The organism is Streptosporangium sp. NBC_01639 (genome assembly GCF_045209755.1).
Lineage (GTDB): Bacteria > Actinomycetota > Actinomycetes > Streptosporangiales > Streptosporangiaceae > Streptosporangium.
This window is the reverse complement of sequence record NZ_CP109272.1, coordinates 8853216-8872023: the sequence shown is the minus strand read 5'-3', so window position 1 is coordinate 8872023 and position 18808 is coordinate 8853216. Positions and strand designations below refer to the sequence as shown.

The 18808-nt window shown below is 68.1% G+C and carries 22 protein-coding genes; 10 read left to right on the top strand and 12 right to left on the bottom strand.

The genetic code is table 11. From position 1 onward, the window contains the following. The first annotated feature begins 14 nt into the window (after positions 1-14). Positions 15-1211 (top strand): ROK family transcriptional regulator, encoded by a 1197-nt coding sequence (locus OHA77_RS40365; RefSeq protein ID WP_406314727.1) that lies wholly within the window; start codon positions 15-17, stop codon positions 1209-1211. A gap of 94 nt (positions 1212-1305) precedes the next feature. Here OHA77_RS40365 and OHA77_RS40360 read toward each other — a convergent pair whose 3' ends face one another. Both OHA77_RS40360 and OHA77_RS40355 read right to left on the bottom strand, forming a co-directional pair. Beyond that, positions 1306-1449, bottom strand: coding sequence for a hypothetical protein (locus tag OHA77_RS40360; RefSeq protein WP_406314724.1), 144 nt, complete (start codon positions 1447-1449; stop codon positions 1306-1308). Continuing rightward, the gene (locus OHA77_RS40355; protein ID WP_406314721.1) at positions 1446-1856 is read right to left on the bottom strand and encodes a hypothetical protein; all 411 of its coding nucleotides are present in this window, start codon (positions 1854-1856) and stop codon (positions 1446-1448) included. Before OHA77_RS40355 ends, OHA77_RS40360 begins: the two co-directional genes overlap by 4 nt. A 93-nt stretch (positions 1857-1949) precedes the next feature. Here OHA77_RS40355 and OHA77_RS40350 point away from each other — a divergent pair, with 93 nt between their 5' ends. Beyond that, positions 1950-2147: an integrase core domain-containing protein gene (locus tag OHA77_RS40350; protein ID WP_406314718.1), complete on the top strand. Its 198-nt coding sequence runs from the start codon at positions 1950-1952 to the stop codon at positions 2145-2147. Positions 2148-2227: 80 nt separating this feature from the next. Then, the gene (locus tag OHA77_RS40345) at positions 2228-2416 is read left to right on the top strand and encodes a hypothetical protein (protein ID WP_406314716.1); all 189 of its coding nucleotides are present in this window, start codon (positions 2228-2230) and stop codon (positions 2414-2416) included. A gap of 272 nt (positions 2417-2688) precedes the next feature. On the opposite strand, the gene OHA77_RS40340 is transcribed toward OHA77_RS40345, so the two are convergent. Next, a complete protein-coding gene (locus OHA77_RS40340; protein WP_406314713.1) occupies positions 2689-3522 on the bottom strand; it encodes a helix-turn-helix transcriptional regulator in 834 nt (277 codons plus the stop codon). 116 nt (positions 3523-3638) lie between these two features. Between OHA77_RS40340 and OHA77_RS40335 the strand changes: the two genes are divergently transcribed. Together OHA77_RS40335 and OHA77_RS40330 are read left to right on the top strand one after the other, a co-directional pair. Beyond that, positions 3639-4703, top strand: coding sequence for an aldo/keto reductase (locus OHA77_RS40335; protein WP_406314711.1), 1065 nt, complete (start codon positions 3639-3641; stop codon positions 4701-4703). A 309-nt stretch (positions 4704-5012) separates the two neighbouring features. Then, positions 5013-5330, top strand: coding sequence for a putative quinol monooxygenase (locus OHA77_RS40330; protein ID WP_326824663.1), 318 nt, complete (start codon positions 5013-5015; stop codon positions 5328-5330). A 25-nt stretch (positions 5331-5355) separates the two neighbouring features. On the opposite strand, the gene OHA77_RS40325 is transcribed toward OHA77_RS40330, so the two are convergent. Both OHA77_RS40325 and OHA77_RS40320 read right to left on the bottom strand, forming a co-directional pair. Beyond that, complete coding sequence (locus OHA77_RS40325) at positions 5356-6165, bottom strand: IS5 family transposase (RefSeq protein ID WP_406314709.1); 810 nt, start codon at positions 6163-6165, stop codon at positions 5356-5358. A 90-nt stretch (positions 6166-6255) separates the two neighbouring features. Further along, on the bottom strand, positions 6256-6474 hold the full coding sequence (locus OHA77_RS40320; protein WP_406314707.1) for a hypothetical protein: 219 nt from the start codon (positions 6472-6474) through the stop codon (positions 6256-6258). Between OHA77_RS40320 and OHA77_RS40315 the strand changes: the two genes are divergently transcribed. Further along, on the top strand, positions 6469-6747 hold the full coding sequence (locus OHA77_RS40315) for a Tn3 family transposase (RefSeq protein ID WP_406314704.1): 279 nt from the start codon (positions 6469-6471) through the stop codon (positions 6745-6747). The two genes, OHA77_RS40320 and OHA77_RS40315, sit on opposite strands and share 6 nt — an antisense overlap. A 58-nt stretch (positions 6748-6805) precedes the next feature. Here OHA77_RS40315 and OHA77_RS40310 read toward each other — a convergent pair whose 3' ends face one another. After that, the gene (locus OHA77_RS40310; protein ID WP_406314701.1) at positions 6806-7909 is read right to left on the bottom strand and encodes an alpha/beta hydrolase family protein; all 1104 of its coding nucleotides are present in this window, start codon (positions 7907-7909) and stop codon (positions 6806-6808) included. A 77-nt stretch (positions 7910-7986) separates the two neighbouring features. On the opposite strand from OHA77_RS40310, the gene OHA77_RS40305 reads away from it, so the two are divergent. Beyond that, positions 7987-8907, top strand: coding sequence for an AraC family transcriptional regulator (locus OHA77_RS40305; RefSeq protein ID WP_406319958.1), 921 nt, complete (start codon positions 7987-7989; stop codon positions 8905-8907). Positions 8908-9265: 358 nt separating this feature from the next. Beyond that, on the top strand, positions 9266-10459 hold the full coding sequence (locus OHA77_RS40300; protein ID WP_406314698.1) for an LLM class flavin-dependent oxidoreductase: 1194 nt from the start codon (positions 9266-9268) through the stop codon (positions 10457-10459). Here OHA77_RS40300 and OHA77_RS40295 read toward each other — a convergent pair. Further along, a complete protein-coding gene (locus OHA77_RS40295) occupies positions 10456-11259 on the bottom strand; it encodes an enoyl-CoA hydratase/isomerase family protein (RefSeq protein ID WP_326822885.1) in 804 nt (267 codons plus the stop codon). The two genes, OHA77_RS40300 and OHA77_RS40295, sit on opposite strands and share 4 nt — an antisense overlap. A gap of 84 nt (positions 11260-11343) precedes the next feature. On the opposite strand from OHA77_RS40295, the gene OHA77_RS40290 reads away from it, so the two are divergent. Beyond that, positions 11344-11901 carry a TetR/AcrR family transcriptional regulator gene (locus OHA77_RS40290; protein ID WP_406314694.1) on the top strand — a complete coding sequence of 186 codons (558 nt, stop codon included), beginning with the start codon at positions 11344-11346 and terminating at the stop codon, positions 11899-11901. 399 nt (positions 11902-12300) lie between these two features. On the opposite strand, the gene OHA77_RS40285 is transcribed toward OHA77_RS40290, so the two are convergent. The 4 genes from OHA77_RS40285 to OHA77_RS40270 form a co-directional block, all read right to left on the bottom strand. Further along, on the bottom strand, positions 12301-12948 hold the full coding sequence (locus tag OHA77_RS40285; RefSeq protein WP_406314691.1) for a hypothetical protein: 648 nt from the start codon (positions 12946-12948) through the stop codon (positions 12301-12303). A gap of 844 nt (positions 12949-13792) precedes the next feature. Then, positions 13793-14545: an alpha/beta hydrolase fold domain-containing protein gene (locus tag OHA77_RS40280; RefSeq protein WP_406314688.1), complete on the bottom strand. Its 753-nt coding sequence runs from the start codon at positions 14543-14545 to the stop codon at positions 13793-13795. Positions 14546-14826: 281 nt separating this feature from the next. Beyond that, positions 14827-15129 (bottom strand): hypothetical protein, encoded by a 303-nt coding sequence (locus OHA77_RS40275; RefSeq protein WP_406314686.1) that lies wholly within the window; start codon positions 15127-15129, stop codon positions 14827-14829. A 165-nt stretch (positions 15130-15294) separates the two neighbouring features. Then, on the bottom strand, positions 15295-15825 hold the full coding sequence (locus OHA77_RS40270) for a hypothetical protein (protein WP_406314683.1): 531 nt from the start codon (positions 15823-15825) through the stop codon (positions 15295-15297). An 862-nt stretch (positions 15826-16687) separates the two neighbouring features. Here OHA77_RS40270 and ltrA point away from each other — a divergent pair. Then, the gene (gene ltrA, locus OHA77_RS40265) at positions 16688-18085 is read left to right on the top strand and encodes a group II intron reverse transcriptase/maturase (RefSeq protein WP_406312929.1); all 1398 of its coding nucleotides are present in this window, start codon (positions 16688-16690) and stop codon (positions 18083-18085) included. A 249-nt stretch (positions 18086-18334) separates the two neighbouring features. Here ltrA and OHA77_RS40260 read toward each other — a convergent pair whose 3' ends face one another. Next, positions 18335-18628 (bottom strand): DUF1330 domain-containing protein, encoded by a 294-nt coding sequence (locus OHA77_RS40260; RefSeq protein ID WP_406314680.1) that lies wholly within the window; start codon positions 18626-18628, stop codon positions 18335-18337. Positions 18629-18808 lie beyond the last annotated feature (180 nt).

The following is an 18808-nucleotide window of genomic DNA, read 5'->3' as shown; positions in this document are numbered from 1 at the left end:
AGGTGACGGTGGTCATGACAAGTTCCGCAGGCCGCGCGCGGTCTGTCCGTGCGCGGGACGCTCGCTGGCGCGGCGCGCTGGCCGTGCTGGAGGAGATGCGCCGCGAGCCGGGCGTGACCCGGGCGGGCGTGGCGCAGCGGCTCGGCCTCACCACGGGATCGGCCACCGAGATCACCGCGCGGCTGCGCGAGCTGGCGCTGCTCGTCGAGAGCCCAGCCGCCGTCTCCGGCCGGGGCCGCCCGACGACCGTCCTGCGCCCGCATCCGGACGGCCCGGTCGTCATCGCCGTCGACGTCCGGCAGGAGGACTGGCGGATCGCGGTCGCGGCGCTCGACGGCAGGCCGCGCCTGGCCGAGGCGGCCGCGCATGCCAGCCGCGACCCCGGCCAGGTGATCCGCACGATCGCGCAGGCGGTACAGCGGGTGCGCGAGCGCCACGAGGGACGCGTCCGGGCCGTGTCGGTGGCGGCCGCCGCGACCGTGCGGCACGGCCGAGTCGTGCAGTCCGCGGCGCTGGGCTGGGACGCGGTGGACCTCGCCGCGCTGGCGCCCGAACCGGGCCTGCCGCTGCTCATCGGCAACGACGCGACGCTGGCCGGCGCCGCCGAGGCCCGCTACGGCGCCGGCGCCGGGGTCGGTACGGCGTTGCACGTCACGATCGAGGTGGGCGTGGGCGGCACCCTGGTCGTGGACGGCCGCCCTGTCACGGGCGCGACCGGCACCGGCGGCGAGTTCGGCCATCTCCCGCTCGGCGACCCCGCGCTGCGCTGCCCATGCGGCGCGCTGGGTTGCTGGGACCTCGCGGTCGACGGCCGGGCCATCGCCCGTCACCTCGGGGAGCCGCCGCCTCCCGACCCGCGCAGCTACGCGCAGACGGCCCTGGCCAGGGCGGAGGGAGACGCGGCGGTCCGGGCCGCGGTGGGACGGGCCGCGAGCTGGCTCGGCCGCGGCCTCGCCGGGCTGATCAACGCCCTGGATCCCGGCATCGTCACACTCGGCGGCTTCGCCGAGCCGTTGCGCTCCGCGGCCGCCATGGAGTTCGGCGCGGCCCTGGCCGACGGGCTGATGAGCTTTCGCCGCCCGGACCCGCCGCCGGTGGTGGCCGCCGTACTCGGCGAGGACGGAGCGCTGCACGGGGCGGCGGCCACCGCGCTGGACCAGGTCCTCACCGAGGAAAGCCTCGGCGCGTGGGCGGCCGAGCGTCCTGGCTGAGCGACGGGCGGCTCACAGCGCATCCAGCCGACACAGACCCCCGCCGCCCGGCGCCGCATCCGGCGAGAAGGTCCCGCTCATCTCGCGGCAGGGTTCAGCGCTCGACCAGGACATCGATCTCGGCACGGGCCGGTGGCGTGCCGCGCAGGGTGACGCCGGGCACGGGCACGGGGACGGGGGAGGGGGCGGGAAGGGCGGCGGGAAGGGCGGCGGCGGGAAGGGCGAGGTCGGTGATCACGCGGGGTCCTTGGCGCCGTCGGCGGCGGAGGGCTCGAGGGCGGGCTGGCCAGGGGTGACGATGGCGCGCTGTTCGGGGTCGAGTTTGTCCATCGCCGCCAGCAGGCGCTCGGCGGCCAAGTAGCGGGAGAACTCCAGCGGCTGGTCGAAGTAGGCGCGCAGGTGGCTGGCCGCGCTTTCCTGGGAACGGGCGAAAGTGCGGCCGATGTAGGCGGCGAACGCGGCCGCGGCCGCGCCCAGGGCGCCGGTGACGATGCTGGCCGTGGGGGTGGTGGCTCTGAGCGCCAGCACGGCGAAGACGACCAGCAGCACGAAACCCACGGTCATGGCGATCTGGGCGTTGCGGAAGCTTTGGCGGGCCTGGCTGGTGGCGATCTGGTGGTAGTAGTCCGGCCGCTTGTGGGTCACATCCCATAGCGTCGGCAGGGCCAGCCGGTCGGCTTCGCCGATGGTGCTGGAGGGCGAGCAGACGATCGCGCCGGCGTCTGCTACGACAACGCGATGGCCGAGTCGTTCTTCGCCGCCATCAAGAACGAATGGCTGCACCGCTTCGTCTTCACCACCCGAGCCAAAGCGAAACGCCAGGTCATCCGCTACATCGAAGGGTTCTACAACCACCGGCGCCTGCACTCGGCACTCGGTTACCGACCGCCCCTGGAAGTACTCAACGAATCCGTTTCAACCCGAGCAGCCGCATAGGCTACGACCATAAGACGGCTGTCCGGAAACACCGAGGCCCCTCAGAAGCGAACATCGGGCACCAACGCACCCGCGAAGGGATGGCCCTCGCGAAGAAGAACGGCAAGCTCAAGGGCAAGCAGCCCAAACTGCCCGAACCCGCCCGCCGTTCCATCCGCCGCCGCTACGCCGAAGGCGAGGTTTTCTTCACCGACCTGGCCACCGAGTACATCGTCGGACGCTCCACCATCCACCGCATCATCCACGGAGCCCCAGAAAACCCCAGGTAGAACGCGGGATCGCCGCCTACTCTGCCCCTCACCGTAGCTATAGGAGTTCCGGGCCTTGATGTGGTGAGCCTTTAGTCAGGTGCAGGTCACGCGAGAGAAACCCTAGGCTCCGGTGTCAGGTGGTCAGCTCGGCGAGCAGTTGCCGGACGCGGGTTTCGATGTCGTCGCGGATCGGGCGGATCGGCATGTTTTCGGCTCAGATCTCACCGATGGATCCCGAAGTCACGCCGGAGCGACGGTTCAGCCTCAGTGCACGAATGGGCGGTTCGACATCACCGTGCGCACAACCGGTCCAATGCCGACTGGCTCTCATCGTCCGCGGCGCGGTAGATCATCAACAGCTGGTCCGGATCTTGAAGTGGCGTAAGCGTTTCGAAATGGACTGCGATCACACCGACGTCAGGATGCCGCATCATCTTGCGTCCGCGGCCGTTGACCTTGACGTCTCGCTCGGCCCACAATCGCGCGAATTCCTCGTCACGAGTGATGCATTCGGCGATGAGGTCGGTCAACGCCTGGTCCTCGGGATGCGCGGCCCACGCAGTGCGCAGGTGGGCGATCCCCTCTCGCACGACGCGTTCGCGGTCGACGTAGAACTCCCGTATCTCCGGATGCATCAGGCATAGCCACATCGCATTGCGCTTCGACGGCGGCAGGGTGTCGAAATCCAATAGCAGCTTCGCCATTGCACTGTTCCAGGCCAGGATGTCGTAGCGGTGGTTCATCAGCATTGCCGGCAGCGGCGACAGGTCGGCGACCAGCTGGGCCAGCGGCGGCCCTGCAGCGGTGGCGAGCTTGTCAGCACCGCGGGGGTGTTGTTGGGCCAGGCCGAAGAGGTAGGCGCGTTCGTCGGGGGTCAGGCGCAGCGCGCGGGCCAGCGCCTCCACCACGTCCGCTGAGGGCCGCAGCCCGCGGGCCTGTTCCAGTCGCACTACGTAGTCGGTGCTGATCCCGGCCAGTTCTGCGACTTCTTCGCGGCGCAGTCCCGGGGTCCGCCGGGCCTGCCGACGCGCCGGAAGGCCGAAATCCCGTGGGTCCAGGCGTTCGCGCCGGGTCCGCAGGAATGCGGCCAGCTCCTGTGTCATGTCCAAGGTGCTGGTGATCATGGCTGGTCTAACAGCCGGGGTAGGACTGGTGTTCCCAGGAGCTTCCTTCCCTTACCCCCGGCTCGCGGTGGCCGCAGGCTGGTGCTCGACGACGATCACGAGCACAGGAGGACATGATGTCGCTCACCCTCGACACCTACCGGCTGCTGGGCCGCTCCGGGATGCGGGTCTCACCGCTGGCCCTGGGCACAGCGACCTTCGGCACCGAGTGGGGCTGGGGCGCCGAGCAGGACGATGCACGCAAGCTGTTCGACCTCTACGTAGAGCGCGGCGGCAACTTCATCGATACCGCCAGCACCTACACCAATGGCAGCTCCGAGCGCATGCTGGGGGAATTCTCCCGCGACAACCGCGAAAGGCTGGTGCTGGCAACGAAATACACGACGCAGCGTCGGCCCGACGACCCGAATTCCGGGGGCGCTCACCGCAAGAGCCTGTTCGCGTCGGTGGAGACCAGCCTGCGGCAGCTGAACACGGACTACATTGATCTGCTCTTCCTGCACGTGTGGGATTTCACGACACCGGTCGAGGAGATCCTGCGTGGTATGGACGACCTGGTCCGGCAGGGCAAAGTCCTGTACGTGGCGATGTCCAACGCTCCGGCCTGGGAGATCTCGCGCATGCAGGCGATCGCCGACCTGCGCGGCTGGTCGCCGCTGGTCGCGCTACAGATCGAATACAGCCTCATCAACCGGGGCGGAGAACGTGACCTGATCCCGATGGCACAGGCGATGGGGCTGGGGGTGACCCCGTACTCACCGCTGGGCGGCGGCGTGCTCACCGGCAAGTACACCCGCGCCGACCTGACCGCGACGGACGCCGACTCCAGTGAAAGCAACCGCAAGAGCTTCAACGCCGGCTTGGGCATGGTGACCGAACGGACCCTCGCCATCGCCGACGTTGTGCGGGAGGTCGCCGCGGAGGTGGGACACACACCCGCCCAGGTCGCACTGGCCTGGACCCTGCAGAACCCAGGCGTGACAGCACCCGTCATCGGCGCTCGCACCCCCGAGCAACTGGTGGGAAATCTGGGCGCCCTGGAGGTCGACTTCACCGCCGATCAGCTGGGCCGCCTCGACAAGGTCAGTGCGATCGACCTCGGCTACCCGCACGACATGCTCGCCAGTGACCACATCCGCACTGTGACCGCCGGTGACCTGAAGATCGAAACCCGCCGCTGATACCCGTCCGAGCGCCGAGGGCGGGGCCAGGGGCGAAACGGACAGGATTGAACGCTAGGGGCGTTCGTGCTGGTCAGCGGTTTCGGCGAGTGCCCGGTACAGCGAGGCGTGGGGTGGCTCTACGGACGTGTCTTGGTCACACCTTCCGGCGAGCCTTGACCCCACCAGTGATCGGCGGAGTAGGTTCCTTCTCGACTAACTGATCGTTTCAGAATGCCGTTCGGGGCCGCCTGACAGTGCCGGAGTTGCTTCTTGGCGTGCGGCGCCCTACGCCCAACGTGTAGCAATGTTGGACATAGGGTGTTCGTCATGGATTCACACGTGCTTGTCGTTGCCGATGTGTCATGCAGTCCGGAGAACGCCGTTGAGTTCGGCCAGGTCATGCAGGAATTCGCTACCGCGTGTCGCGAGGAACCGGGTTGTCTCTCTTATGACGTGTTCCGCTCCGAGGACTCACCCGAGCGATATGTGAGCATTGAGAAGTACGTCGACTCGGCGGCGTTTGCGGCTCACCGCGACTCCGACCACTTCCGCGAGATTGGCCTCGCCCGGTTGATGCCACTGGCGACTGCGCGCGACGTGCGGATGTATGACCAGCCGAGCGAGATCCGGCCTGCTGGAAGGTAAGCCATGTCCCGGCTTACCCATCGCTTCAGGATGCCGTTCGGAGTCGTCGGAGGCAGATGATGCTGCAGGCGAGTTCGAGCAGGCCCTGGTGGAGGTCGGCCCGTCGCTCGTAGCGGATGCGTAGCCGCTTGAATTGGTGCAGCCAGGCAAACGCGCGCTCCACCACCCAACGCACCTTCCCCAGCCCCGAGCCGTGGGTGACGCCACGGCGGGCGATCATGGGCTTGATGCCGCGCTTCCACAGCAGGCGGCGGTACTTGTCGAAGTCGTAGCCCCGGTCGGCATACAGGCGCCGGGGCGTGCGGCGGGGCCGTCCACACAGACCCCGGATCGGTGGGACCGCGTCCAGCAGCGGCAAGAGTTGGGTGATGTCATGTCGGTTCCCGCCGGTGAGCGTAACGGCGAGCGGGGTGCCGTGACGGTCGACGATCAGATGGTGCTTGGAGCCGGGGCGGGCCCGGTCGACCGGTGAGGGGCCGACATGATTCCCCCCTTTGAGGGCTTGGATGTGCGATCCGTCCACGGCGCAGTTGTCCAAGTCGAGTAGGTCGGCGCGGCGCAACTCGGTGAGCAGGGCGGCGTGCAGGCGTGGCCAGACTCCGGCTTCGGTCCAGTCCCGCAGTCGGCGCCAAGCCGTAACTCCGGAACAGCCCACCCTTTCGGCGGGAACGTCGCGCCAGGCGACACCGGTCCGAAGCACATACATGATGCCTGCCAGGGCTGCCCGGTCTGGAAGACACAGCCGCCCGGGGTGGCGGTAGCGGCGCTCGGGAGCATCCGGCAGCAGTGGAGCTACCCGCTCCCACAGGTCATCTGGGACAAGATCACTATGCACTCCGACACCCTGCCGCCCAAGGTCGCCGAGCGCAAGACTGCGGCCCAACTCATTCTGAAACGATCAGTAAGCCGCGCGGGCGGCCTGTCGTCAGCTGCGGTAGCGGCGGGCGGCGGTGTCCGGGCTGACATCCAGAACTGCGCCGATCTCGTCCCAGGTGGCCCCGGCCGCGCGATCGGCGGCGACGGCCGCGGCCAGGACGGCGCGGGCATGAGCGAGCAGGGGCAGCGCGGCCGCCGCGTAGCCAGCGATCGGCCCGGATTTCCAGCCAGTCTGCTGGGTGGGCAGGGCGAGGTCTTCCGCGTGCATGTCGAGGGCCAGCTTCCCGGCTGCCTGGGCGAGGTGTTCAGCCTGGTCGCGGAGATGACGGCGCTGCTTGCGGGTGTTGTCCTGGCGTTGGTGGCGCTCGGTGAGCGGTCGCCAGCGCCAGGCCGCGCCCGCTACCTGGCCGACGAGACCTACCGGCGGCGCATCTCCCGGCAGCTGAACAAGGGCGAGAACCTGCACGCCCTGCGCCGCTCCCTCGCGTACGCCGACGAGGGAGCGCTCCGGCGCCGCCACCGTCTAGATCAGCGGACGTGATGCGCTGGCCTGCTGTGATGCGCTGTTGGTCCATGCGGCGCTGTCGCGTACGCAGGGCCTACTTCGACTCGACGCGTCCGATGGGTGTGGTGCTGCCGGCGAGCGCTGCGGTGGCCTGCGTCCAGGCCGGGTCTTCGGGGTAGAGCTCGCTGCGCAGGTAGGCCCAAATGAGCGCGCGTACGGCGGCAACTCGGTCGGGGTTTTCGTCGGTGGTCTCGGCCGCGTCGAAGGTGGAGATGCCGCCGAGCCCGTGCTCGGCGTCGAAGATTTCCAGCCGGGTCTTCGGCCCGGGCGCTGCGGTGTAGGGGTCGCTGCGCCAGTCCTGCCGGTCGGAGAAGAAGGAGTGCCAGTCCTTCTCGCCGACGACGATGAGCGCTTTGGGCGTCATACCGTCGAAGTTGGTGCTGGTGAGTGCGACGTAGGGCTGCGCTGCTGGGCCGTTCAGGTCTTCGCCGCAGCCGGGGGCGGCGATCATGACGCGGGCGCTGAAGCGGTCGTCGACGGCTCCGACCGTTGGCCCGTCGCTGGTGTCGGTGATGGTCTGGCCCGAGATCAGGCCGACGGTGTGACCGCCAGCCGAGTGACCGACAGCGGCGATGCGGCCGACGTCCAGGCGCCCCGCGAGTCCCGGAACGGCGCGTTCGATCTCGCCGAGGTGGTTCACGACCTGGCGGAGATCGTCGGCACGTGACTTGAGGTACAGCGGCGCATCCGGGTCGTCGGCCTCTCGCAGGCCGAGGAACGTGGCGTCGAGGTGCGTGGGCTGGATCACAACGAAGCCGTGCGCGGCCCAGAAGTTGACCAGCGGACCGTACCCGTAGAACGAGGAGACGAAGGTCGACGGGCCGTGCCCGTGCGAGAGAACGATGACCGGCAGATCACTGCCGACGGCCGGAGCCGTCACGCGAACCGCCAGCGGAACCGGGCGCCCCGGAACGTCGATCAGGACGGGGTGGTACGAGTAGACGGGCTTAGGGTCCGTCACCGGGAGACCGGCAGCGTACGTCGACGGGTCTTTCGCAGAGTCGTTGAGTTTCATGGAGTGCTCCTTGCGAGTCGTTCCCAATGTCCAGGTGGAGGTCCCGGCGAGCACCTCGTCTGCCGTCGACGCCGCCGTGAGGCCGGAGCCGAGCGGCCGCTGGAATTCCGAGGAGTGGGTCATGCTTCCAGCGTGAGCGAGATCGGACGAACTTTGAATGCTTGACGGTGCGGATTTCCTTCGCGATAGTTCAAGACGTGATGGTTGATCAGTTGTCGGAGGTGTTCGATCTCCTTGAGGTGCGCGGCCAGGTCTCCGGCGCGTTCGCGGTGCGGGGACGCTGGGTCACGCGGTCGGTGATCGCGAGCCCGCTGAAGTTGACAGTGATGGTGCGTGGCCGGTGCCGGCTGTCGGCCGACGGGCTGGATGCCCCGATCGAGATGGAGGCCGGTGACGTCGCGGTCCTGACCGGCCGCTCGTGGCTGCGTGCCGAGGGCGGAACCGGCGACGGCCCGCCCGAGGAGTTCGCGCCTGAGCCGGGAGACTATGCCCTGCGCGTCGGCGGCGCGGACTTCGCCGTCGACGACGTCATCCTCGGTGGCCACGTCGAGCTCAACCAGGCCGGCGCGGCGCTGTTGACGCAGACGCTGCCGCCCGTGGCGCTCATTCGCTCCTGCGACGCCGCCGCGCCCGCCCTACGGGCGTGCGTCGACCGCTTGGTCGAGGAGGTGACGGCCGAGCGGATGGGCGCTGCCTTTGCCGTACGCCAGCACGCCCAGCTGCTGATCTTGGAGGTGCTTCGGGCTTACCTGGGCCAGGCCGAACTGCCGCCGGGGTGGCTGCGGGCGCTGACCGACGACCGGCTGCGTCCCGCGCTGACCCTCATGCATCGCGAACCGGGCCGGCCCTGGGGGTTGGAGGAACTGGCCCGTGCGGCGGCGATGTCGCGGACGTCGTTCGCCGTGCGGTTCCGCTCCGTGGCCGGTGTCCCCCCTCTGACCTACCTCAGCTCCTGGCGGATGCTGCTGGCCCAGCGGGCGCTGCGCGACGACAACGTCCGGATCGGGGAACTAGCCGCACAGCTGGGCTACACCTCCGAGAGCGCCTTTAGCACCGCCTTCAAGCGAGAGGTGGGCGAGGCCCCCCTCCGCTACCGACACCGGCTCCGACAAGCGTCCTGACCAGCGGCGCTGGCTCGACTCTCGTGACGTCAGATTTCGATCGTGCCTGCTGTGATCTTGTGCGGAATCGTTCGTCTGTCGACACTCCACCGGGAAACTACGAGGTCGCAGGTGGTGAGCGTCAAGAACTCGTGCCGAGAATCAACGTCGGTAAACGGGTCGGTGAGCGGATTCCGACAGGCCTCGCGCGCTGTCCTGACCTGGGGATACACCCCTACTTTGCGGCCTATGACACCGACCCGAGCGGAGGGCCGTCCAAGCAGGCGCGGTAGGCGTCACGGGCAGGCCGTACCTTCCCCACTGTGTGACCGCGCATAATCCGTTGCCTGGACAGGGGGGGGTGGCCCACGATGCCCGGATGCGCTTCTCGATCAATATCCCGAACTTCGGCGACTTCGCCGACCCCCGAAACGTGGCAACCGTCGCGGCGGCGGCCGAGGAGTCCGGGTGGGACGGGCTCTTCGTCTGGGACCACGTTCATTACCGGGGGTACTCGGGGCGGCCCTTCGGGGACGCGTGGATGCTGCTGACCGCGGCCGTACTCGCGACGTCACGGATCCGGGTGGGGACGCTGCTCACTCCGGTAGCTCGTTATCGGCCGCAGCAGCTCGCGCGGCAGGTGGCCACCCTGGACAACCTCAGCGGAGGCAGGGTCGTCTTCGCCGCGGGGCTGGGTGGGCCGGTCGAGGACGAGTACGGCAGCTTCGGCGACTCCACCGATCGACGTGTGCTCGCCGAGCGGCTGGACGAAGGGCTGGAGTTGTTGGGGCGGTTTTGGACGGGCGAGGCCGTCGACCATCACGGTCGGCACTACCAGGCGCGGAACGTGAGCCTGCAGCCCGCCACTGTGCAGCGGCCCCGGCCGCCGGTGTGGATCGGGGGATTCTGGCCGAACCGTCCGCCCATGCGACGGGCCGCGCGGTGGGACGGCGCGGTTCCCCTGTTCAAGAACGCCCTGCACGGATACCCGCCGGACCGCGAGGACGTGCGGGAGTTGATCACCTATGTGTGTGGTCATCGACAAGGCGACACCCAGCGCCCCTTCGACCTCGTAGTCGGTGGCGCCACTCCGGCGGACGCGGCCAAGGCCAAGGATGTGATCGGCCCGCTGCGCGACGCGGGTGCCACCTGGTTGAGGAACCGAGCTGGCGCCCGGCCGCTAGCGGGTACGGCTCACCGACGACGTCGACGGCCCCGAGACGGTGCTGACGGTGCCGGATCCGGCGATGGACGATGTTCTGTTCGGGATGCTCGACGACTTCCGCTGACGCGCCGTGGGGCGGCGCGGGCCGGGACCGGCCGAAGATGGGGACCGGCCTCTCCGGCCGTCCCGAAAACGTTCGTTATCTTGAGCTGGGCTGGCCGACGAAGCGCTCACCTGCGGGGCCGCGGTGTGGACAGCGTCCATAAGGGAGTTGGTGGTTCTCCTGCTCCCTTATGGCCTGGAAATCGATCGTTGCTGAATCGCGACCTGAGTGTCGGGTCTGGGAGTTCGGTCGAAGTGTCCCGGCATCATCGTCGTGCGACGTGGGAACGTCGCGGCGAGGTCTAACGGCTGGCCGCGAGGAGTTGGTGTGCGTACCCGGCGCGCAGGTCCTCCACGATGCGTCGTTGCCACGGGCGGCGGATCGTGGCATGGGTGAGCCGCCGTGAGGTGCGGGGCGTAGCCGCGATGGCCGAGGCGATCTGTCGGGCGCGGCTCATGATGTGCTCGGCCGGGAGCACCTCGTTGACCAGTCCCCACCGCAGAGCGGTGGCAGCGTCGATCTTTTGGCCGGTGTAGGCCAGGTAGGCGGCGCGCTTGGTGCCGAGGAGTTCCTGCAGGACCAGGTGCATGCCGTCGCCGGGAACCGAGCCGGCGGCGAAGTTTCCGTCGGCGATGAGGGTGTCGTCAGCGCACAGGGTGATGTCGCACATCAAGGCGAGTTCCATGCGGGGGCCGGGGCCGTTCACCGCGGCGATGGTCGGGATGTCGACGTCGAAGGCAAGGCTCTCCAGCAGTTTCATCCCGTCGGAGTACTGCTCGTAGAGCACGTCGCTGGGCCATTGCGACGGCGGCTCGGAGAAGGACCGGGGATCGAAGCCCGCGATCCACTGGCGGCCGGTGCCGGTGATGATGAGCACCTCGTTGTCGCGATCGGCGCCGACGTCCCTGAGCACCTGGCCCCAGGCGTTGAGCAGGCCGCGCGAGAACATCGCGGGCCCGCCGCCGGTGTGCATCCTGACTTCCACGATTCCGGCGTCCCGGCGGATGTCGAAGTGCTCACCGTATCTGGGCGCGTACTGATCGAGGCTCGGTCGGTCGACGAAACCGCCGAGGCGCTGGTCGCGGTCGTTCAGCGTGTCAGTCATGGAGTTCCTCACGGGTAGACGGCGTGCGCAGTCTGCCATAATAAATGGGGTCAGACCCCATCTAGTGGCAGGGAGGGACGTTCGGTGAATGTCGGCCGAACCCGTCGCACGCGCGCGGACGCCGTAAGAAGCCGCGACCGCATCCTCACTGCTGCCCGCGAGGTCTTTGCCGAGGAAGGGGTCGCGGCCTCCCTGGAGAAGATCGCCCAGCGGGCGGGGGCGGGGTCGGCGACACTGCATCGCCACTTTGCCGGACGGGCCGCCCTGGCCGAAGCGGTGCTGCATGACAGGGTTGAGGCGCTTTGTGCCCAGGCGCGGTGTCTATCTGCCGATCCCGATCCCGGCGCTGCCCTTCGGACATGGCTGCGGGCGGTCGTGGACCATAGCAACTCCTTTCGCGGGCTGGCCGTCCTGCTGTCGGGCAAGGAGACGGCGCACCACGATCGGATCCGGTCGGCCGGCTCTGAACTCCTGCTCAAGGCGCAGGGTTCGGGCGAGGCCAGGGACGATGTCACGATCTCCGAGCTGCTCCAACTCGCCAACGGGATCGCGGTCGCCACCGAGCGATCAAAGGATCGAGCGACCGATGCCGACCGATTGCTGAACCTCATGATCACCGGCGTGAGGCCGCGCAGCCGATAGAAACCCATCATCATCTAGGGGCAGGTGGTGAACAGGGCCGTGATCAGGGCCGGCTCGTCGAGGTCGCTCGTCCTCGACGAACCGGCCCGGGGCCCGCCGTCGGCCGTCAGCAGGGGCCAATCGTCGCTCGCCGGGATGCCGGTTCGCCGGGTGTCCCGATGCCGGCCGCTCGGAGCCGGCCGAGGACCCGGGCGAGTTGGTGGCGCAGCCGCTGGTTGTCCTGGGTCGGCGTTCTCCTCCCGAACGCGGCCCCAGCCCCAAAGTGGGCTGGTCCGCGCAGGTCATCGGACTTCCGAGAAGATCGTGTTCTCGGAAGCGGCGCCGGTTCCGCCCCAGGGACGCTCTGCGGCGTCTCGAACCGGCGACAGCGTCACCGTCAGTGACCCTCGCAGGTGGCCCTCAGTCCGTGAGGAAGGATCCCTCGCGACAAGTGCGGCAGACGAAGATGTAGCCCAGCTGACCGCCAAGGTTCATCGCCGTCTCCGCGGACATCCCCTCCTCCAGGTGTGCCACGAACTCCATCGTGCCGGTGCAGGAGGGGCACACGGGCAGTCGGTCGTCCTCAAGGTAGGAAGGGCTGCCTCCGAGCGACCCGAGCACTTCGCGCTGCTTCCCGAATCGGTCTTCGGGTTCCCTCTTCCATCCCGAGCGTGCAAGGTCGTACGCGTCAGGCTCGATCCCTTCGTCGTCGCCGGCCTCCTCGGGGTCGATCGTCACGACATGAGTGCGGATGGCCGAGGTAGCGGGCAGCAGCGTCACACCCGTCTCGGGCACGGCCACTGGTAGCAGTTCCTCCCGGGGAAACAGATAGACCCGGCTCGCGCTGGAGGTCGCCTCCCAGAATTCGCACGCGCCAGGGTCGTTCTGGCACACGAACACCGACAGGACAGCGCCCTCGACGGGGAGATGGGCGAAGAACTGCAGCGGCCCTCCGCAGCCGCACACGGGCCAGGCGAATCCGGCCGGAGCCAGCGGCACGCCCCCGGTACGCGGGACGTCGGAATCGGCCGGTGCGGGGCCGTCGTAGATCATCAGCGCTGTCTGCATGACGAGAGGCTACTGGCCGCCTGTGACAGGTCGGCGGGAGAGGGCGCCCTCGCGCGAGATATCGCGAATGAGGTTTCGCTGTCGGCCGGACAGCTTGGGCCCGAGACAGGACAGCCAGCCGCAGAGAACGAGGCCACAGGTGGTCAGCGAGAAGAGCGCTAGGGTTCCGGGATGCGCGACTCGAACCTCATCGCGGAACTCACGGTGGGTAACGACAGGGTCGGGGCAGCGGGATGAGGGAGGAACGTGCGGGGAAGGCCCCGGGTTCCTCGACGCCCACGCCCGAGCAGCGGCGCCTCATCGCGTTCGGCGATTCGACGGAACAACCTTCACCAAGACCGCCCTGTTCGCCAGGACCGTGGTGGTCGATCCTGCGGCCGCTCATGGGTGGCCGGACGGGTGGCCACTGAAAGACGACACCGGAGGGGACCGGCCACCTGATCCGAGAGAAAGCAGGCAGCGTCCCGGTAGGGGAGGACTGACTGCAGGCCGGAGATGCCCCGAGCCATATACCGGACAATGCGTTGATTCTGTCCGGTATAGAAACCGGCGGGCGCCGCGCTGACCTGGGCAAACGTCCGGGGCGTGGCGGAGCGTCGGCGGACGGACGGCCATCTGTCCGGTTTGCCCCGGTTTCCGGGGCGAGTATGCAGCCCTGATGCATGATCATGCAGTCGCGGCCGCCGGGCCGGAAATACCGCCCGTATCCGTGTGATCACCATACGATGTGAGCGGTCGGCGCCCGGCTCGGGGGGAAACGGGCGCGGCCGTCGCCTGCCGTGGCCCAGCCGGGCCTGGGAGGGGGGTCCGGCGCTTGAGTGGAGCGGCCATGGGTGTGTCTGGGTCACACCTGCGCGAGGAATGCCACGGAGACGGCAATGAGGTTCGCTATATCGTCGTGGCCCGTGAACATGTGCCCGGCTCCCTCGACCGGCAGGAACGTTGAGCTCACGCCCGCCGCCAGCAGCAGCTTGTGCAACATCTCGCTTTGGCTGTGCGGAAGCTGCTCGTCGGCGGTGCCGTGAATAAGCAAGAAGGGTGGCGCGGCGGCCCGGACATGGCTGACGGGGCTGGCCTGCGCGGCGAGTGCGGGCAACTCGGCGGACGGCCCACCGATCAGTTTCGCCATCGGCGTTTCGGGGTTGTGCGGGTCGATGACGCTGAGGTCGGTGAGTGGATACCAGGCGACCACGGCAGAGATTGCGCTGTCGGTGAGCCCGGCCAGCGCCGCAAGGTGGCCGCCCGCGGACTCACCCCACAGGCCGATGCGGTCGGCATCGAGATTGAACTCCTCGGCGGAGGCTCGCAGGTAGGTCAATGCCGCTTTGACGTCGTCGAGCTGGGCGGGGAACAGCGCCTCGCCCGAGAGCCTGTAGTCGATTGTGGCCACGGCGATCTCCGCCTCGATGAGCGCGTCGAACACCGAGTCCGGTTGCACGGTCTCGGGGAGGAATCTCCGGTCGCCGAAAAGGAAAGCGCCTCCGTGGATCCACACCACCAGCGGAAACGGTCCCTCACCAGAGGGCACGCGAAGGTCGAGCAACAGAGGCCGGAAACCGGGGATCTGCGCGTAGCTGACACCTTTGTAGTCGTTCATAGGCAGCGATCCTAGGCCGGACCCCGAAATGGGCCGTCGATCACCCTCGCCAGAGGGAAATAGGCCCCGGAAGTGGTGCCGGCGACCCATGGCGATCTCACCGATCGCCACCCGGTGCCGTGACCTGAACGCTCACCAGTCACGGCACCGGGCGTCCCGAGACCTGCCTTTCAGTAGAGCGGAGCCACCCCGATCCTGAGGTCTCGCGCGCCCGCGCGTAGACCTGTCCAGGAAGTCCGCGAACTCGGTTGGCTCAGCGACCTGCGGGCAGCGGACCCGGCTCAGATCCCGAACAGCTCCAGTTGCTCGCCCTGGGCGGGGCCGGGCTCCTCGGAGCTCACCAGCTTCAGGCAGCGCAGGCAGGTGACCGGCCCGCGCTCCGGATGGGTGGCGCCCGGGTCCCAGCCGCTGACCCCGACCATGCAGGCCGGACCGGGCATCCGCTCTCCGCTCAGCCATCGGGTCATCACGACCGCGTGGACGATCCCGCTGGAGCGCACCCGAAGGTTGGCGTCCGCGTACGCCGAGCGCGCGGCGGCGGCCAGCGTGGCCAGCGCCTCGTACAGGCCGGGGACGTCCGTCATGGAGCCCAACCTAAGCGGTGAGGCCTCGCGCGCGCCCGCGCGTAGACCGGGCCGAAAAGTCCGGAAACTCGGCCAACCGAGACGCCGCCACAGGTTCGCCTGGCGCCCAAGCGAGGGGGCATGCTTCCTCCCTCGGCTGGAAAAACGAAGTTCTTATGGGATGAGCTATGAGGCGAGCAGGTCGAAATGGAAGCCGGCGATCAGGAGTACGGCCGCCACAATGCGGATGTGAACCGCGCGAGGATGCATGAAGATCGCAGGTAGCTTCGCGCACACCTTGTCGATGAGGAGCACGGTTCCCGCCACGGCCAGCGGGGCCAGACAGAGCAGCGTGACGACGACGACAACCTTGAGGAGACCGACGAGCACGTTCAAGCCGGGGACACCGGCCGGGACGGGAATGTCGATGCTCCATATGGCGATCCAGCTAAACGCCAGTACAAACGCGCCGACCGAAAACGAGTAGACCAGCGCGCGGCTCCAGAGAGCCTGGATCAGGGCGTGTAGCCGGTCTGCGAACGACGTGAGACGCTCGGGACCCGCGATGTCGAGCAGGATCGTCGCCCCGCTGACGAAGGCCGCGATCTTCCCGGCTCTGCCCCACCAGATCATCGGCAGGCCGAACATGTCGTTTCCCAAGTTGGACTTGCCGTCCAGCCACATCTGCCAAGCCTCGAAGTAGCCGATGTCCGCCACGATCGGAGCGTATGACCCGCCTCACCGCCTGACCAGCATCCTGCTCTGACGAGCCCGAAGGGGTACGGGTGAGGCGGGGGAGAAAAAGGGAGACTGGGCGGCGGGGTCTCGACGCCTCCCCACCGATCAGTAGAACGCCCCTGACTCGGGCGGACTCAATCGCGTGTACCTGGTTGCGCGAGTCTTAGTGCGCCACGAGGCGCTGTTGTTCCGAATGGAGGTGAAAGACCGTCCATCTCCTCGCCGTCGTAGCGGTGGGGTGAAGCTGGAGGCAGCCTGAGCCGGGAGTCGCCGGGGAGGGTGGGAGCAGCCTCGACAAAGTCGCGTCGGTCCAGCACTACCGGATGGGCCGGGCGCGGTGAGCGAGACGGGAAGGCATACGCGAGGAACCGGTGTCATTACGCCTCTTGACTTGCTACCAGCTCTAACCCGGTGGATTCGGGCTGGGAAGCGGCGCGCACTCGCCCTCCTCCTGACGAGGGCGGGGAACTCCGAGCAGGGTCTTAAGCGCCTGCGCTCGGAGGTCACGGTGAAGGACTACGGCGTAGCCGTGACGATGCCGCAGGGGCAGAGCCGGGTGCCTAACCCGTCGATCGGACAGCAGTGAACGTGGGAACCCTCCGTGATCGGTCCCGCCCGAACGCCCTGGCCAGGGGCGTGGGGCGGGATAGGCCCGACGTCGGCCGAAGACGCGGAGGGGGCGGAGCCGCCGTAGTACTCCGAGCGCGGGAGAGCCGCGTGCATGGGGAAGGGCGGCAGCGTGTCAGTCGATGAAGGGAATGCAATGTCCGAAGACGCGCCGGTGAATACCGGTGCCAGCGGTTGGCCCGACCCGTGGTCGGCCGAGCGTGCGGTACGGAGGATGCAGACCAAGTTGCACCGTTGGGCGACCGATGATCCCGGCCGCCGGTTCGGTGACCTGTTCAACCTCGTCCACGACCCGGCGTTCCTGAGACACGCGTGGGAGCGGGTCTCGCGGAATGTCGGGGCGAGGACTCCGGGGATCGACCGGGCCACGGTGGTCTGGATCGAGACCGTGATCGGGGTCGAGGACTTCCTGGGCCAGCTCCGGAACGCGCTGAAGTCGGGCGAGTTCCGGCCGGTCGAGGTGCGGCAGGTGATGATCCCCAAGGCGAGCGGCAAGCTTCGCAAGCTGGGGATCCCCACCGTCGCCGACCGGGTAGTCCAAGCGGCCCTGAAGCAGGTTCTCGAACCCATCTTCGAGGCGGACTTCAAACCGTGCTCCTATGGGTTCCGCCCCAACCGGCGAGCGCACGACGCGATCTCCGAGATCCATCACTTCGCCTCCGAGCCGGTCAACTACCGGTGGGTGTTCGAGGCGGACATCAAGGCGTGTTTCGACGAGATCGACCACACCGCCCTGATGGACCGTCTCCGGGCGAGGATCAAGGACAAGCACGTGAACTCGCTGGTCAAGGCGTTCCTGAAATCCGGGGTCATGACGGCCGACGGAAACCGGGAGGAGACCTGGACCGGAACCCCGCAAGGCGGGATCCTCTCCCCGCTGCTGGCGAACATCGCCCTGTCTGCGCTGGACGATCATTTCGACCGGCAATGGCACGAGGAGATGGGCACCAAGCGGCAGCGGCGCAGACGCAAGGACCAAGGCCAGGGCAACTGGAGATTCGTCAGGTTCGCCGACGACTTCGTCCTGATGGTGGCGGGCGACCGCCATCACGCCGAGGCCTTGCGCGAAGTGGTGGCCGGCGTGCTCGCCCCCTTGGGACTGCGCCTGGCCGAGGAGAAGACCCGTGTGGTCCATATCGACGAGGGGTTCGACTTCCTCGGGCACCACATCCGCCGCCAGCGGAAACGAGGAACGAACAAGTATTTCGTCTACACCATGCCGTCCAAGAAGGCCGTTCAGGCGATCAAGGACAAGGTGAAGGCGAAGACGCACAGGTCGACCCGCAACCAGGATCTGGCCGAGCTGATCCTCAGCTTGAACCGGATGCTGCGCGGGTGGGCGACCTACTTCCGGCACGGAGTATCCAAGGCGATCTTCGGCGCGATCGACGCCCACGCGTGGGGCCGGTTGATGCGGTGGATCCGCCGGAAATATGCGGGCAAGGCCCGCCTCGGCATGCCCGAGTTCAAGCGTCGCTTCTGCGACCGAGACTGGAGGATCGCCCACCAGGGGACCGCTTTCACAGGCGCGTCACCGGTCAAGATCGAACGCTACCGCTATCGCGGAACCAAGATCCCGACCCCCTGGACCACCGAACCCGCAGGAACCTGACCAGCGGGAAAGGCACGTGGAGCGCCCGGTGCGTGGAGACGCGCACGCCGGGTGCGGCGGGCGGGCCGGGGAAACCCACCGTGAGCAATCACGGCAGGGCACCCCGGTCCGACCCAACCCGACACCCCTATAGAAACCGGCGCGCGACGTGCTGACCTGCGCAAACGTTGAATCGCTCCGGGTTCGGTGGAGACCAGCGACTCCACCGGACCCAGGGCAGACCAAGGTCTCCATCGAAACCAGGGCGGTTCAGTCGATGCCTTCGATGATGCGGAAGTCGCGCTCGACGCTGTCGGAGAGGACCACCAGCGCCTTCTGGTATGCCTCGCTCTCGTATGCCGCGACGGCCTGTTCGAAGCTGTCGAACTCGATCAGAATGACGCGTTGCGTGTTTCCGGCCTCGTGGGCGACGACTCGACCGCCACGGGACAGGAGGCGCCCGCCCCCAGCCTGGACAGCCGGACCGGCCAGCTTGTCGTAGGCAGTCAGCCTCTCAGGGTCGGAAATGGCGCGGTAGACACTGACCCAGTAGCCCTTAGCCATGGAAACCTCCTGTGTTCGGCCGGACATGTCCGGCTGCGAATTGACGCTCAGATTGCTCGATCCCGGCGACAGAGCACCGGGCATTTGTGAGGACGTGCTGATCCGGCCTGGTTCGGCTCTGCCACCCGCGGCTGCCGGTTCGCGTCCCGGCGAAGTCTTCCCCGGCGCCCGGCGCCTTCG